Here is a 15,171-nt window from a genome sequence, read left to right on the forward strand (position 1 = left end):
CTGGTGCGGTGACAGGCTCGGAAGAAACCCCTTCGTTCCGGCTCGCGTACGTCCCGGGAGTGACGCCCACGAAGTGGGTGCGGATCTGGAACGAGCGGCTGCCCGACATCCCCCTGGAACTCGTCCAGGTGCCCGCCGCCGACGCGTTCGGCACCCTGCGGGCCGGCGGCGCCGACGCGGGATTCGTCCGCCTGCCGGTCGACGGTGCGGACCTCGCGGCGATCCCCCTCTACACCGAGACGACGGTCGTCGTGATCCCCAAGGACCACCTCGTCGCGGCGGTCGACGAGGTGACCACCGAGGACCTGGCCGACGACATCGTGCTGCACCCGCTCGACGACAGCCTCGACTGGGAGCGCCTCCCCGGAAAGCCCGCGATCGAGCGCCCCGCCACCACGGCCGACGCCATCGAGCTGGTGGCGGCGGGCGTGGGACTGCTGGTGGTCCCGCAGTCACTCGCCCGCCTGCACCACCGCAAGGACCTCACCTACCGGCCGGTCTCGGACGCCCCGGTCTCGCGGGTCGCACTGTCGTGGCCGCAGGACGAGACCACCGACCGGGTCGAGGACTTCATCGGGATCGTGCGCGGACGCACGGTCAACAGCTCGCGCGGACGCCGCCCGGACGCGGCGGAGCCGAAGGCCGGGCGCGCCGCCACCGCGACCGGCGGCGCACGGCGCAAGCCCACCGCCGGCAAGCAGACCGGCGACGGCCGCCGGCGCGGTGCCGGCGCGGCCCCCAAGGGCGGCAAGCGCGGCAAGCCCCGCCGCCGCTCGTAACCCCGGGGCACCGGCTCCCCGGCGTCCCGCCGGCGCCGTCGTGCGACCGGCCCGCTCCCGCCCGGGGGCGGCGCCGCCGACCGACGGCACACCCTGACAATGGCCGGATACCGGGTGTGCCCGGCCCCGCCCGGACGGCTTGGGTGGAGGGGTCCGCGGGAGCGCCGGGTGAGGGGGACGGATGTACGACTACATCGTGGTGGGTGCGGGGTCGGCCGGATGCGTGCTGGCGGCCCGGCTGTCCGAGGACGCGGACGTCCGCGTGCTGCTCGTCGAGGCCGGACCGGCGGACGACGCCCGGGAGATCCACGTGCCGGCGGCCTTCTCCCAGCTGTTCCAGACCAAGTACGACTGGAGCTATCTGAGCGCCTGCGAACCCGGGCTGGACGGCCGCCGCCGCTTCCTGCCCCGCGGCCGGATGCTCGGCGGTTCGTCGTCGATGAACGCGATGATCTACATCCGCGGCAACCGGCGCGACTACGACGCCTGGGCCGCCGCCGGCGCCGAGCGGTGGGGCTGGGACGACGTCCTGCCGTACTTCCTGCGTGCCGAGGACTTCCAGGGGCGGACGTCACCCTGGCACGGCACCGGCGGGCCCCTCACGGTCAGCGAGGGCCGCTCCCGGCACCCGCTGATGGCCGCGTACGTGGCGGCCGCCCAGGAAGCCGGCCACCCCTTCACCGCGGACTTCAACGGCCCCGAACAGGACGGCGTGGGCTACTACCACCTCACCCAGCGGGACGGCCTGCGCTGCAGCACGGCCGTCGGCTACCTGCGCCCCGCCCTGCCGCGGCCGAACCTTGAGGTGCTCACCGGCGCCCGGTGCACCCGGGTGCTGTTCGACGGCGACCGCGCGACCGGCGTCGAACTGGACCGGGCCGGTGAGCCGGTGCAGCTGCGGGCCGAGCGGGAAGTGGTGCTCTCGGCGGGCGCCTACAACTCGCCGCAGCTGCTGATGCTGTCCGGCATCGGCGTGGCCGACGAGCTGGCGGCCCACGGCATCACCGCCCGGGTCGACCTGCCGGTGGGGGAGAACCTCCAGGACCACCCGCACGTCGGCCTCTCCTACCTGACCGACACGCCCTCCCTGCTGACCGCGCAGACCCCGGAGAACGTACGGCTGCTGGAGACCGAGGGCCGCGGCCCGCTCACCTCCAACGTCGGCGAGGCCGGGGCCTTCCACCGCACCCGGGCGGACCTCGACGCCCCCGACATCCAGGTGCACGCCACCCCGGTGATGTTCCACGAGGAAGGCATCAGCCCCGCCTTCGACCACGCCTTCATGTTCGGCGCGGTGCTGCTCACCCCCACCAGCCGGGGCAAGGTCTCGCTGCGGTCGGCGATCCCCAGCGCCGCCCCGCACATCCTGCACAACTACCTGACCACCGAGGACGACCGCGCCACGATGGTGCGGGCGCTCAGGCTGCTGCTGGACATCGCCGACCGGCCCAGCCTGCGCAAGCACCGCAGGGCCGACTTCAAGGTCCCCGCATCCGCGACCGACGCCGATCTGCTGGCCTTCGCCCGCCGCGAGCTGCAGACCCTCTACCATCCGGCAGGCACCTGCCCCATCGGTCCCGTCGTCGACCACGAACTGCGGGTGCACGGCGTCCGCGGACTGCGCGTGGTGGACGCCTCCGTGATGCCCACCCTGGTCCGCGGCAACACCAACGCCCCCACCGTCATGATCGCCGAGAAGGCCGCGGACCTGCTCCGCGACGTCCCGGCACCGGCCTGACACGCGCGGGCCGTACGCGACGTAGGCAACGCCCGGCTCACGCCACCGTGTCGGGTGTCTTCGCGGGGGTGTCCGTGGCGGGCGCCTCCCAGGGCCGGCGCATGACGTGGGCGTAGCCGAGGGCGGCGAGTACGCCGACGGCCAGGCTTCCCAGCCAGAGGGTGGGGGCGCCGAACCGGTCGATGACCGAGCCGCCGAGCAGCGGGGCCGCGAAGGCGGCGACCGACCACGAGAGGGTGTAGACCCCCTGGTAGCGGCCGCGGCCCTCGACCGGGGAGAGGCGGGCCACCAGGGACATCTGGGTGGGCGAGTTGACGATCTCGCCCAACGTCCAGACGCAGACGGTCAGGACGTAGAAGGGGACGGAGTCGGCGAGGGCGCAGAGGCCGAAGCCGACGCCGGTGAGGAGGGCCGAGAGCACCAGCAGCGGGCCCGGTGAGCGGTGTTCGATGAAGCGTGTCACCGGGATCTGCAGGGCCACGATGAGCACACCGTTGGCCGCGATCACCACGCCGAAGTCGGTGCTGTCGAAACCGGCCCGCCCCATCGCCAACGGCAGTGCGACCAGGCCCTGTTGGTAGAGCATCACCAGGAGCAGGTTCAGCCCCACGACGGTCATGAAGCGGACGTCGCGCAGCACCGTCCACAGCGAGGTGGTGCCGGGCGGTGCCGGCCCCGGTCGCGGGGGGCCGGTGCCGCCCGGGCGGGTCTCCGGCAGGCGGAAGTACGCCACGACCGCGCAGAGGGCGGTCAACAGCGCCTCGCCCAGGAAGAGCCAGAGGTAGGAGTGGCGGGCGATGAGTCCCGCCGCGGACGCCGACAGGGCGAACCCGAGGTTGATGGCCCAGTAGTTGAGGGCGAACGCCCGGACCCGCCGCCGCTCGGGCACGAGGTCGGTCATCATCGCCTGCACCGCGGGCCGGGAGGCGCTGGTGGCCATCCCGGCGAGCGCGGCGAGCGCCGCGATCGTCGTGGGACGGGAGGCGAAACCGAGCAGCGCGACGGTGCCGGCGGTGGCCATTTGGGAGGCCAGCAGCGTCGGCCGGCGGCCCAGCCGGTCCGTGAGCACCCCCGCCACCAGGTTTCCCGCCGCGCCCCCGAGCCCGTACAGCGCGGCGACCAGGCCGGCGTAGGACGCCGAGTAGCCCTTCTGGACGGTGAGGTACAGCGCGAGGAAGGTGGAGACGAACGCCCCGAGCCGGTTGATCAACGTGCTCGCCCAGAGCCACCAGAAGGCGGGCGGGAGACCGGAGAAGGTGTTCCGGACGGCGCGGGTGGCCGCAGCCGTGGTCGACATGCGTGTTCTCGTCGTCATGGACCGGACCGCCGGTCAGGACTGCGGGCCGGTGCCGGGCAGGGCCCGGTCGGTCGCCGCGAGCAGCTCCCGCAGCCTGGGCCGGAGAACCTTGCCGGTGGCGGTCCGCGGAATGCTCGGCATCCGGACGAAGCGGGCGGGCAGCACCGCCGGGTCGAAGAAGCGCCCCAGGTGCTCCAGCAGCGCGGCGTCGGTGGTGCAGTCGGCGGTGGCCACCGCCGCCACCACGACCTCGCCCAGGAAGCGGTCCGGGGCGGTGTCGCAGGCCGCGTCGCGGACCGCCGGCAACGACTTGAGGGCCCGTTCCATCTCCTCCAGCGACACCGTTTCGCCGCGCACCTTGGCGATGTTCTTGGCCCGTCCGGTGAGGACGACGAAGCGCAGTCCGGTCTCCGGTTCGACGACTTCGTAGCCCAGGTCCTGGGAGTGGAACCAGCCGTCCGCGAACGCCTCGGCGGTGGCCTCCGGGTTCCCCTGGTAGCGCGACATCACGTTGTGCCCGCGCATGCACACCTCACCCCGTTCGCCGGGCTCGGCCCGCTGTCCGTCGGGGCGGAGCACGGCCACCTCGTTGCCGTACAGGGCGGTGCCGACGGAGGGGATGTCGCCGTCCAGCATCAGGGCGCGGTAGGCGGCGTCGGACAGGCCGCGCGGCATGGTGGTGGAGAAGTTGGTCGTCTCGGTCAGGCCGTAGCCCTGGAGGATCCGGACGCCCCAGCGCTCGTGCACCGCGCGGGCCGTGGACCGGGACAGCGGGGCCGCGGCCGAGACGAAGTAGGCGAACTCCGGCGGGAATTGCGGGCTGCGCCAGGTCTGCAGCAGCGTCTCCAGGATGCTGGGGACGACGCTCGCGATCCGCGGGCGGTACCCGTTCAGCACACGCGGGTAGCCGAAGGGGTCGAACCCGGTGAGCAGGATGCCGTGCGCCCCGGCGGCGAGGGTGCCGAAGAGGGTGAAGTGCATGCCGTTGACGTGGTGGACCGGCAGGCAGCCGAGGAAGCGGTCGCCCGGCCCGAGGCCGTGGTGCCGGCGCAGCGCCTCCGCGTTGACCGCGCCGTTGTAGTGCGACTGCGCGACCAGTTTCGAGGCGGCCGTCGATCCCGACGTGCCGAAGTAGAGGGCGTCCGCGCCCGGGTCGAGGTCCGGACCGGTCCAGTCGTCGTCGGCCGCGGGCAGTTCCCGCGGGTCGGGGAGCGTGCGCCACGGCACCGTGGCGTCGGTGGCGGCGTCCGGGGCGCGCAGCAGGGCCTTGGCGCCCAGCGCCTCGGCCTGCTGGGTGATCCGGCCCGCCGGGTCGGCCGGGTTCAGCGAGAGGATCGAGCAGCCGGCCAGCAGCAGCGCGAACACGGCGGTCACCGAACGCAGTTCGTTGACGGGGGCGAGGGCGAAGACGTCCCCGGGGCGGGCGCCCAGCTCCCGGGAGGCCCATGCCGCCAGGCGGCGGCTGAGCCGGAGGGTGTCGCGGTAGGTGAGGGTGGTCGCGGTGTCGTCGGCGCCGTGGAAGGTCAGGTACGGCGCGGACCCGTCGCGGTCGGCCCGGTGCGCCAGCAGCTCCGGCATCGTCGGGTGTACGGGGAGCCGGTCGGTGAACTCCCGTTCCGTGCAGCGGTGGGCGAGCCGGTGGTCCTCGTCGGGGGTGGCGTGCATGGTTCCTCGTCGTGGTAGGGGCGTGGTGCGGTCGGCGCGGAAGGGGTCAGCCGGCGGGGGGTGCCGCGGGGGCGGCTCCGGACGCCGTGAGGACGTCGGTGATCGCGCGGATGCTGCGGAAGGTCTCGGCGGTCACCGCGTCCGACGGGAAGGTGACGCCCAGCGTCTCCTCCAGGTCCACCAGCAGGCGCACCACCCTCAGCGAGTCGAAACCGTGCTCCGGGAGCGGGGCGTCCGGTCCGGCGGACGTCAGCGACGCGCGGTCGGGGGCGTTGCGCAGGACGACCTCGGTCACCGCCGCGAGCAGCTCACCCGTGGCAGCGGCGGTGGGGTCCGGGGCGGGCGAGCGGGCGGGCTCCGGCTGGTGCTCCGGGGGTGTGTGCACGACGATCGTTCCCTTCTTCGGTGGTGGGTGCGGGCGGCTCATGGCCGGCCCGCCGGTCGGGGATTAGCCCCTTATGGCGTTCTTGTGATGCTTTTCACTCATTGCGGGATTGGTGGTCGCATGTCTTGTTCCGTCCGGAGGCATGGCCTAGGTTCCGAACGGAACATGACGCGACGTCACCTCCGCGTATGTCAGGCGCACTTCGGCCGCCGTCCCGGCTGCCCCGGACCGTCCCAGTGAGGCTCATGTGAAGCACCCGTCCCCCTCGGCACGGCAGGACTCCGCGCACCGCGTCCCCACCGGGACACCGGCCGGCCGCCCCCCGGAGCCGCTGGACCGCGCCGCCGCCCGACGGGAGGACGCGGGCTGGCTCCGCGCGGCCTGGGAGCGGGAGAACACCCGGGTGCTGCCGCTGGCCGGGGGCCGCACCCGGGTGAGCGAGGGGCCCGACGGCTGGCGGCTGGCGCTGGTCCGGCCGCGCGACTGCCCGCCGGGCGGCACCCGTTACTTCCTCGGCACCGACGGCACCGGCGCCGCGTACTTCGCGTACGCCACCGGCCGGCTGCCGGCGCCGCCCACCGGCACCGCGCGCGTCGCGGCCCTCGGCGACGGCGACTGTCCGCTCGGCGACCGGGACCACGGCATGCTCGTGCACGCCACCGCCCTGGAGAACTGGCACCGCAACCACGGCCGTTGCCCCGGCTGCGGCGACCCCACCACGGTGGAGGGCGGCGGGCACGTACGGCGCTGCGCGGCGTGCGGTGTCGAGCACCATCCCCGTACCGACCCGGCCGTGCTCATGCTGATCACCGACGCGGGCGACCGGTGTCTGCTGGGCAGCCGTACCCGCTGGCCCGCGCACCAGTACTCGGTGCCCGCCGGATACGTCGAGCCCGGGGAGACCGCGGAAGCCGCGGTGCGGCGCGAGGCCGCGGAGGAGGCGGGGGTGGCGATCGGCGCGGTGCGGTGCGTGGAGACCGAGGCGCACCCCTTTCCCGGCAGCCTGATGCTGGGTTACGAGGCCGACGCCGTCTCGTCCGACGCGCGTGCCGACGGGAGCGAGATGGCGGCTGTCCGCTGGTTCACCCGGGACGCGCTGGCCCGGGCCGTGCGCACCGGGGACGTGGCGCTGCCGGACCGCCGCTACCTCGCCCGCCGGCTGGTCGAGCGGTGGTACGGAGGCCCGCTCGACCCCGCGCCGGAGTCGGCCGGCGCCCCCTGGACCGAGTGAACGGCCGGGGCGGCGCGTCGGCTGGTCAGTGCGCACCGGCGCCCACCCCGGCGCCCAGCGCCACCCGGTCGATCTTCCCGGCCGGGGTCAGCGGCATGGCCGCGACCACGCGGTAGGCGGACGGCCGCATCCACTCCGGCAGCCGCCGCGCCGCGTGCGCGCGGACCTGCTCCAGGCTCGTCCCCGGCGTCGTCCGCAGGCACGCCGCCAGCACGCCCACCCCGCCCTGGGTGTGCGGCAGCACCACGGACTCCAGCACCCCCGGGCAGTCGGCGAGCGCGGCCTCGACCTCCCCCAACTCCACGCGGTACCCGCGCACCTTGACCTGGTGGTCGGTGCGGCCCAGGAACTCCAGCCGGCCGTCCGGCGTCCGACGGGCGCGGTCCCCGGTCCGGTACATCCGCCCGCCGTCCGCGGCCCACGGGTCGGGCAGGAAACGCTGTGCGGTCAGGCCGGGGCGGCCGAGGTAGCCGCGGGCCAGCGTGGGACCCGCCACGTACAGCTCGCCCGGCTCGCCGACGGCCACCGGGCGCAGCCGGTCGTCCAGCAGGTGGACCGTCTGGCCGGGCAGCGGTGTCCCGAGGTGCGGTTCCACCCCGCCCGTGATCGGTGCCCACAGGCTGTCCACCGTCGTCTCCGTGGTGCCGTACACGTTGACGGCGTCCAGTACGCCCGCGGCACGGTGCCCGGCCAGCGTCCGCCACAGCGCGGGCGGCACCGCCTCGCCCCCCACCCACAGGCGCAGTCCGGAGCCGGCCGGCAGGGCGCGGGCCAGCCGGTCGGCCGTCAACTCGGCCAGGCCGGGGGTGAGATCGAGGTCGGTGAGCCGCGCTTCCGTCACGGCCCGCACCAGCCGCTGGGGGACGCGGCGCGCCAGGTCGTCGACGATCACCACCGTGTCCCCGCGGCAGACCCGGGCCCACTGCTGGAGCGAGGCGTCGAAGGAGGGGCTGGCGCTCCAGCCGACCCTGGCCGGGCCCGGCCGGACCGCGCCGGCCGCCTCCAGGCCGGCCAGGAAAGCGGCCAGCGCGCCGTGCTCGACCTGGACGCCCTTCGGCCGGCCGGTCGACCCGGAGGTGTAGATGACGTAGGCGAGTCGGCCGGGACCGACCGCCGGCAGCGGGGCGCCGGCGTCCGGGGACGGGCCGGCGCCGGCCGCCGGCAGGACGGTCAGGTGCGGGGGGAAGACGTCGGCCGGGGGCCGGGGCGCGTCGCCGCCGGCCGTCAGGACGACGGTGGTCCCGCTGTCCCGCACCAGGTAGCGCAGCCGGTCGGCGGGGTAGGCCGGGTCCAGCGGCAGGAAGGCGCCGCCCGCCCGCAGGACGCCGAGCGCGGCGGCGATGAAGTCCGCCGAGCGCGGGAGGCACAGCCCGACGACGGTCTCCGTGCCGACCCCGTGGGCCAGCAGGCGGGCCGCCACGGCCGCACTGCGCCCGGCCAGCTCCGCGAACGTCGTCCGGGTCCCGCCGTCCTCGACGGCCACCGCGTCGGGCCGCGCCGCCGCGGTGGCGAGGAAGCGCTCCGGGAGCAGGCCCGGCCGGCCGTCCGGCAGCCCGCGGGGCGACCCGGCCGGCGGCCGAGCGGTCACGGCCGGCCTCCCTTCGCGCGTACGGCCTCCATGTACGTCGCCACCCGCCCGGAGTCGATCTCACTGCCCCAGCCCGAGCGTTCCAGGCAGCTGCCGACGAACGCCCCGTCGGCGGCCGCCAGCAGCCGTGCGGCGTTGTCGTGGTGGGTGTGCCCGGCGAGGATCACGGGCAGGTCCGGGGCCGCGGCGCGCACCGCGTCGATCATCCGCAGGGTGGTGTCGTCGTCGCGGTGGCACAGCGAGACGGCGTCGGCGCCCGCGCCCGCGGCCGCCTTCGCCACCTCCGCCGTGGTCTTCCCGCCGCCGAACCACGAGAAGTGCATCGAGTCGATGTCGGCGATGATGCCGATGTCCTCGCCCGCGATCTTCCGGCGGTACTCCATGATCCGCAGCGGGTCCGGAGTGACCATGCCGTGCGGGGAGAGGGTCTGCCCGACCAGCGCGCCGACCCGGACGAAGGAGCCGCCGCTCACCTTCGCCACGCCCAGGGAGGCGCTGACGGCGTTGCGCATCATCTGCACACCCACCCGGAAGCCGGCGCCGGTGGCGCGTACGACGGCGTCGGTGATCAGGGCCATGGCGGCGGTCCGTGCCGGATCGGACTCGTCCGCCACGCTGTAGACCCGTTCCACGGTCTGGATGAGGCAGCCGTCCGCGCCGCCCCGCTCCAGGGCGACGGCCGACCGCACGGCGCTCTCCAACGTCGCGCCGAGCGTGCCGTCCTGATGGAACGGGGTGCCGGGCAGCGGCCGCAGGTGAATCATGCCGAGGACCGTCTTGCGGCCGTCCCGGCGCGGGAAGTCAGCCATGGCGCACCGCGTCCCGGGCCGCGTAGGCGCCCAGCCGGCCGACGGCGGTGTCGAGGTCGCGCCAGCTGCGGGCCGAGGTCACCCGCACCGTCCCGCCGGAGAAGCAGAAGTTGAGGATGCCGGGGTAGGTGGACACCCCGGTCTCGCGCAGCAGGTCGCGGAAGCACCGGTAGGAGTCGTCCCAACCGGGCAGCGTGAGCGCGGTGTTGATCGAGTAGCGCGGTTTGAGAACCGTCGCGAACTCCGAGAGGCGGGCGTGCGTGGCGTCGCGCAGGGTGAGCAGACTCCGTTCGCGGGCCTCCCGTTCGGTGGCGTAGTTGGTGTACGCGGCCTGCAGCCGTTCCGGGGTCAGACCGTAGGACGCCTCGAACTCGCGGACCTGCTCGGCGCCGACGGCCCGCAGGCCGGTGACCCGCCAGCGCTCCATCCGGGCCAGTACCTCGATGAGCGTGTAGAAGAAGGACGGCGGCCCGCCGAAGTGGGTGGAGGCGTACTCGTAGTACTCGGCGATCAGATCGCTGTCGGCGGTGATCCAGCCGGCCTTGATGCCGGGCGCCGACCAGTGTTTGGACAGGCTGGAGATGCGGACGACGTTGCGCGCGGCGCGGGCCGGCGACAGCGCGTTCACCGGCCCGAGCCACTCGTGGCACTCGTCGAGCAGGATCAGCGTGGACGGCGAGAGGGCGTTCAGCAGCCGGACCAGGTCGGCCTCCGCCACACCGGCGCCGGTCGGGTTCGCGGCCGTCTGCAGCATCACCAGCGGGGTGTCCGGGGACAGCGCGGCCAGCAGCGGCTCCACCGACATCCGGCCGTCCTGCGTCGGCAGCGGCACCAGGCGGGTGTCGGTGCGGCAGGCGATCGACTCCACCAGCGGCGGGTAGTTGGGCGTCGCGCACAGCGCGGGCGCGGTACGCGGCCCGGAGCGGGAGGTGAGGAAGTCGGCCATCGTGCTGACCGCCACGGTGCCGCCCATGGTGAGCGCGATGTTGCCGGCCTCGTAGGGGGCGCCGGGGATCCGGGCGCTCTCGTACGCGGCCACCGCCTCGCGGGCCTGCAGCCGCCCGCAGGAGTCGGAGTAGCCGTACCAGTCACGTTCGAGGGCGTAGCGGATGCACTCCTTGAGGACCTCGGGGAGCCCCCACTCCTCCTCGTCGACCGCGCCGCCGGAGAGCATCAGGTGGTCGTCGGACCGCAGGTCGCCGTAGAGGTCGTCGCGGAAGTAGAAGTTGAACAGCTCCTTGACGAACCGCACCGTGGCCCGCGAGGTCAGCACCTCCTCCGCGGTCGTGCTCCGCCGCACCCTGGTGGCCCGCCACTGCTCGGCGAGCCGGGGACGGGCGGCGTGCGCACCCGACTCGGCGTCCACCCGCCCCACCCACAGACGGCACAGTTCGAAGGGGTCCCCGGGGTCGGCCGCCCGGTTGTAGACGTCCAGCATCCGCTCGTCGACGCCGGGCAGGAAGCACCCGCCGTCGTCGTCGAGGAGCTGCGCCGCGGCCGCGCTCTCGGCCGCCTCGGCCGGGATGCTGAAACATCGCTCTCGTAAGGGGTGGGGGAAGAGTTCCACTGAGGGCTCCAGGATCAGTTACGTGGGGGTCAAGGGGTGGCGTACCGGAGCGCGGGACGGCGTCATCCCCCGAGGAGACGCAGGCGCTTGAGATGCCTCGGGATCTCCGGGGCACGGCCGTCACCCGCGGTTCTGCCGTGGAAGAAGCGGTGGTTGTCCACGGCGAGGAGCATGCCGCGCCGCCACTCGACGGCGCGGGCTTCGGCAGGGTGGTACATCGCGGCCAGCAGGCGCCGCAGGGCCGGGCCGACCTCGTCGGCGGCGGCCGGGTCGCCGGCCAGCTCCCACTCCAGCGGCGCGGTGTGGAAGTCGCGGAAGGAGAAGACCGGTGCCCCGTCGACGGTGCGCAGCAGGGGCGGCGGGCCGTCGGCGGCACGGTAGCGGACCCGGGCCAGCAGCGCGGCGTCGTCCGGCGACAGCCGCCGCCGGACCGCGGCCATCGGCACGACGACGGTACGGGCTGCCGTGCCGTCCCCCGGTTCGCAGCACATCAGCACGATGAGGCGCGGTTGCCGCCGCGCGGGCCGGGTACTGCCTTCGGTGTGCAGCGTCAGGAAGTTCGTGGCGAAAGGCTGCAGGGAAGCATCCGAGGTGCGTCCCGCATCGGCCGTCAGATTCAACATGATGCCGTGTTCGACATACGGCAGGACCGCCGCGTCGGTCTCCGGCATCGGGTCGCCGAGCGTCTTTCCCACAGCAATGAAATCAGCGGTCGACAATGGCTCGTCGAGCTGTAGGAGAGCATATCCATCGGCCGTGAGCCGGTCGCGCAGCAAGGTCGCGACATTGTCCGGGCCGGCATCGGGTGGAAGATGGGCGTTGGGCTGGAGCGTTAAAGCGGCATCCGTCTCCAGTAATTCATGGCGGAGGGCTAAGTGTTGATCTGCCTTTGATTCGGCAAAACAGCCGCTGGTCAATGTGTGCGTCCCCTAACTGACTTACGTGGGATAGCACCGCAACCTTCCATAGGACCCGGCGTCCTTGTCAATAGCTGTAACAGTCAACTGGGCGACCGACGGCGGGATCCGGGCTGGTGGCGGCCGGAAACGGAAGGAGAGGCAACCCCGGAGCGCCGGCGTCCGTCTTCTCCTTCAGCCTGCTTCGGCGGGTGCCGCAGGCATAGTAGGGGCGCACCGTCATTGTCGTGCCGGAGGTGGTGTCAACGTACTCGTGGTGAGCGTGAGTTGACGTTCTGTGGTCGCGGGCGCGGCAAGGCCGGTCACCGGCCGAATGGTCGCCGCGATGGCGCAAAAAAGTATGGCCGGAGGCCGAAAGGTGGCTGTCGCTCACCGGCATTCCGAGCAAGATCGGAATATGCAGAACAAACACTTCCGGTCCTTCCGGAGATCGGGTAGCGTCGCCCCCACGCCTCGGTTGACCACGGGTGCGTTCATGAACCTGATGGCCCGTTGCCGCGGGTGACGCGCGATGCGTCGAGATCCCCGCGTCGATAGCGAAAGAGCGCAGGATTCTCTTCCGGTGGCTCAGTGCACAGTTCTTCTTTTGTCGCCTGTGGGGGACTCTTGTACATACGCAGCGAGTTCGTGGGAATGACAGCTGGAAATATCCGGCAACCGGCTGCCCCGGTGGACGCCTACACCCTCGAGAACGGCAACGGCACGGAAGTCGTCGTCTGGACCTACGGGGCGACGCTCGTCGAGGTCCGGGTCCCCGGACGCGACGGCCGGACGGACAACGTGGTCCACCGGTTACCCACCCTGGCCACCTACGAGGACCGGGCGGCGAACGCCTACGTCGGCGCGACCGTCGGCCGGTTCTGCCGGAACGTCGCCCACGGTGCGTTCACCCTCGACGGCGTCCGCCACGTACTGGACCGCAACGAGGGCCCGCACCACCTGCACGGCGGCAGCCACGGTTTCGACCGGCTGGTGTGGACCGCCGCCACGGAGCGGGACGAGCACCACGCAACCCTCACCCTGACCCTGCACAGCCCCGACGGCGACCAGGGCTACCCCGGACACCTGCGGGCCGAGACCCGCTACCGGCTCGACCGGGACGGCACCCTGACGATCGCCTTCCGGGCCACCACCACCGCCCCCACGGTCGTCGGCCTGACCAACCACGCCTTCTGGAACCTGGCCGGCACCGGCGCGCACCGGCCCGTCGACGGACACCGCCTCGCGGTCAACGCCGCCCGCGTCCTGCGGTTCGACGAGGACCAGGTCCCGCTGCCCGGCCCACCGGCCCCGGTCGCCGGCACCCCGCTCCACCTCACCGGCACCGCCCCGCTCGACGGCCTGCGGCTGGACAACTTCTACGCGCTCGACGCCCCGCACACCTGGGCGGCCGACCTCCACGACCCGGACTCCGGACGGCGGCTGCGGCTGTCCACGGACCAGACCGGCATGGGCGTCTACACCGGCGACGGCCTCCACCCGCCCCGCGCCGGACTGTGCCTCCAGCCCGGCCCCTGGCCCGACGCCCCCAACCGCCCGGACTTCCCCTCCGCCCGGCTGGACCCGGGAGCCACCTACACCGCCACCACGCGCTACGCGTTCTCCGTCCGCTGACCGCCTCTCCCCACCGCACCCCGGGCCCGCCCACCCCCACACGAACGGCATCCCACATGACCTCGCATCCCGCACCGGCCCCCGCCTGGGAACCGGCTGAGAGCGCCGAGGAGGTCCACGCGCTGCTGCGCGCCTCGGACCTCCACACGGCCGAGCTGTACGGCCTGCCGGTCCCGGAGCGCCGTCTCGAACGCAGCCGCGCGCTGGTCGGCGAACGCGCCGTCCATCTGCTGCGCCACGGCGACACCGCCATCGCCATGTTCACCCTGACCGGCCGGCCGCCCTTCCGCCGCGCCCTGGACGTCTTCCCGCCGGCCCGCGCGCCGCTGTACCTCCAGCGCCTCGCCGTCCATCCCGACCGGGCCCGGCGGGACGCCACGCTCGGCATGCGCGCGGTGCGCAGGGCCTGCGAGACCGCCCGCGCCGCCGGCGCCGACGCGCTGCGGGCGGAGGCCAACCCCGACCTGCGCAAGAGCGTGGAACTGCTCACCGGCCTGGGCTTCGTCGCGTACGGCGAGGTGGAGACCGAGGACTGGATGCGCCGCGTGTACCTGCAACGGGCGCTCGACCGCTGAGCGTCCCCGACCCACTGCTCGTCCCCCGGGCATCCGGCACAGAAGGCGTGGAGAGATGAGACTGCACGATGACACCGTCCGCTGCGGTGTGCACTCAGGACAGCAGTACGGGACCTTCGACGAGGTCCTCGACCTGTGGCGGCGCGCCGAGGACGCGGGCTACGACTGGGTGTCCGTCTTCGACCACCTGCGCCCCCACCTCACCGGGCCCGACGGCCCCTGCTTCGAGGGCCCCACCCTGCTGGCCGCCCTCGCCGCGAGCACCCGCCGGGTACGCTGCGCGATCCTGGTCTCCGCCGTCTCCTGGCGGCACCCCGCACTGCTCGCCAACATCGCCTCGACCCTCGACCACATCTCCGGCGGGCGCGTCGAACTCGGCCTGGGGGCAGGCGGATTCGACCTCGCGCACGAGCAGTACGGGCTGCCGTTCCCGCCGGCCGCCGAGCGGCTGCGCCGGCTGGACGAGAGCTGCCAGGTGATCCGCCGCCTGTGGGAGCGGCCGGTGACCGACTTCGACGGCACCCACTACCGACTCCGCGAGGCCCATCTGCGGCCCCGGCCGGTGCAGAGCCGACTGCCGCTGACCATCGGCGGCTCCGGGGAGCGGCACCTGCTCCGCATCGCCGCCGCGCACGCCGACACCTGGAACTCCCTGTTCACCACGCCCGAGGAGTACGCGCACCGGCGCGAGGTGCTGACCGCGCACGCCCGGGACCTCGGCCGCGACCCCGCCGGGATCCGCGGCTCGCTGACCTTCCGGGCGGTGCTCGGCGACGATCCGCGCGAGGTGGCGGAACGCCGGGAGCGGATCGCCGCCACCGTCCCCGCCGACCTGCCGGAGTACGCGGTCTTCGGCACCCCGGAGGAGTGCGTGGAGCTGCTGACGCCCTATCTGCGCCTGGGCGTGCGGGACTTCCTCCTCGGCCTGCGGCCGCCCGTGGACCATCGCACCCTCGACCTCTTCGCCGAACGCGTCGCCCCCGTGCTGCGCGCCGCCCTCTGACAC

The 15,171-nt window shown here is 73.7% G+C and carries 13 protein-coding genes; 6 read left to right on the forward strand and 7 right to left on the reverse strand.

Annotation, left to right across the window (positions count from 1 at the left end):
* Positions 1-8: 8 nt before the first annotated feature.
* Entirely contained in the window at positions 9-779 is a 771-nt protein-coding gene (locus SL103_RS15650) for a LysR family substrate-binding domain-containing protein (RefSeq protein ID WP_079145760.1), read from the forward strand.
* Positions 780-960: 181 nt separating this feature from the next.
* Complete coding sequence (locus SL103_RS15655; RefSeq protein ID WP_069569639.1) at positions 961-2,517, forward strand: GMC family oxidoreductase; 1,557 nt, start codon at positions 961-963, stop codon at positions 2,515-2,517.
* A gap of 37 nt (positions 2,518-2,554) precedes the next feature.
* Here SL103_RS15655 and SL103_RS15660 read toward each other — a convergent pair whose 3' ends face one another.
* From SL103_RS15660 to SL103_RS15670, 3 genes are read right to left on the reverse strand one after another with little or no spacing between them, the layout of a single operon-like run.
* Entirely contained in the window at positions 2,555-3,814 is a 1,260-nt protein-coding gene (locus SL103_RS15660; protein WP_069569641.1) for an MDR family MFS transporter, read from the reverse strand.
* A gap of 33 nt (positions 3,815-3,847) precedes the next feature.
* Positions 3,848-5,479 (reverse strand): class I adenylate-forming enzyme family protein, encoded by a 1,632-nt coding sequence (locus SL103_RS15665; protein ID WP_069569643.1) that lies wholly within the window; start codon positions 5,477-5,479, stop codon positions 3,848-3,850.
* 46 nt (positions 5,480-5,525) lie between these two features.
* Entirely contained in the window at positions 5,526-5,864 is a 339-nt protein-coding gene (locus SL103_RS15670) for a phosphopantetheine-binding protein (protein WP_164492810.1), read from the reverse strand.
* A 247-nt stretch (positions 5,865-6,111) separates the two neighbouring features.
* Here SL103_RS15670 and nudC point away from each other — a divergent pair, with 247 nt between their 5' ends.
* Positions 6,112-7,095 (forward strand): NAD(+) diphosphatase, encoded by a 984-nt coding sequence (gene nudC, locus SL103_RS39225; RefSeq protein WP_279631152.1) that lies wholly within the window; start codon positions 6,112-6,114, stop codon positions 7,093-7,095.
* A 25-nt stretch (positions 7,096-7,120) separates the two neighbouring features.
* Here the strand turns inward: nudC and SL103_RS15680 are convergent, their stop codons facing one another.
* The 4 genes from SL103_RS15680 to SL103_RS15695 all read right to left on the reverse strand — a co-directional run bounded on the left by SL103_RS15680 (position 7,121) and on the right by SL103_RS15695 (position 11,976).
* Entirely contained in the window at positions 7,121-8,683 is a 1,563-nt protein-coding gene (locus tag SL103_RS15680) for an amino acid adenylation domain-containing protein (protein ID WP_069569645.1), read from the reverse strand.
* On the reverse strand, positions 8,680-9,492 hold the full coding sequence (locus SL103_RS15685) for a BtpA/SgcQ family protein (RefSeq protein WP_069569647.1): 813 nt from the start codon (positions 9,490-9,492) through the stop codon (positions 8,680-8,682). Before SL103_RS15685 ends, SL103_RS15680 begins: the two co-directional genes overlap by 4 nt.
* On the reverse strand, positions 9,485-11,059 hold the full coding sequence (locus SL103_RS15690) for a pyridoxal phosphate-dependent aminotransferase (protein ID WP_069569648.1): 1,575 nt from the start codon (positions 11,057-11,059) through the stop codon (positions 9,485-9,487). The genes SL103_RS15685 and SL103_RS15690 overlap by 8 nt, the downstream gene beginning before the upstream one ends.
* Before the next feature lie 62 nt (positions 11,060-11,121).
* On the reverse strand, positions 11,122-11,976 hold the full coding sequence (locus SL103_RS15695) for a TauD/TfdA family dioxygenase (protein WP_079145762.1): 855 nt from the start codon (positions 11,974-11,976) through the stop codon (positions 11,122-11,124).
* Between the two features lie 633 nt (positions 11,977-12,609).
* On the opposite strand from SL103_RS15695, the gene SL103_RS15700 reads away from it, so the two are divergent.
* Genes SL103_RS15700 through SL103_RS15710 form a run of 3 tightly spaced genes read left to right on the forward strand, consistent with a single transcriptional unit; the run spans position 12,610 to position 15,168 of the window.
* Entirely contained in the window at positions 12,610-13,590 is a 981-nt protein-coding gene (locus tag SL103_RS15700; protein WP_244303918.1) for an aldose epimerase family protein, read from the forward strand.
* A gap of 56 nt (positions 13,591-13,646) precedes the next feature.
* Positions 13,647-14,165, forward strand: a complete 519-nt coding sequence (locus tag SL103_RS15705) for a GNAT family N-acetyltransferase (RefSeq protein WP_079145763.1) — start codon at positions 13,647-13,649, stop codon at positions 14,163-14,165.
* A gap of 55 nt (positions 14,166-14,220) precedes the next feature.
* Positions 14,221-15,168: a TIGR03560 family F420-dependent LLM class oxidoreductase gene (locus SL103_RS15710; RefSeq protein ID WP_069569654.1), complete on the forward strand. Its 948-nt coding sequence runs from the start codon at positions 14,221-14,223 to the stop codon at positions 15,166-15,168.
* Positions 15,169-15,171: the final 3 nt, after the last annotated feature.

It is taken from the genome of Streptomyces lydicus (genome assembly GCF_001729485.1).
Lineage (GTDB): Bacteria > Actinomycetota > Actinomycetes > Streptomycetales > Streptomycetaceae > Streptomyces > Streptomyces lydicus_D.

What these genes read in the sequence shown, in the direction of transcription:
- SL103_RS15665 (WP_069569643.1), bottom strand. Translation starts at nt 5,479, where the DNA reads ATGCACGCCACCCCCGACGAGGACCACCGGCTCGCCCACCGCTGCACG.
- SL103_RS15685 (WP_069569647.1), bottom strand. Translation starts at nt 9,492, where the DNA reads ATGGCTGACTTCCCGCGCCGGGACGGCCGCAAGACGGTCCTCGGCATG.
- SL103_RS15655 (WP_069569639.1), top strand. Translation starts at nt 961, where the DNA reads ATGTACGACTACATCGTGGTGGGTGCGGGGTCGGCCGGATGCGTGCTG.
- SL103_RS15660 (WP_069569641.1), bottom strand. Translation starts at nt 3,814, where the DNA reads ATGTCGACCACGGCTGCGGCCACCCGCGCCGTCCGGAACACCTTCTCC.
- SL103_RS15700 (WP_244303918.1), top strand. Translation starts at nt 12,610, where the DNA reads ATGACAGCTGGAAATATCCGGCAACCGGCTGCCCCGGTGGACGCCTAC.
- SL103_RS15705 (WP_079145763.1), top strand. Translation starts at nt 13,647, where the DNA reads ATGACCTCGCATCCCGCACCGGCCCCCGCCTGGGAACCGGCTGAGAGC.
- SL103_RS15710 (WP_069569654.1), top strand. Translation starts at nt 14,221, where the DNA reads ATGAGACTGCACGATGACACCGTCCGCTGCGGTGTGCACTCAGGACAG.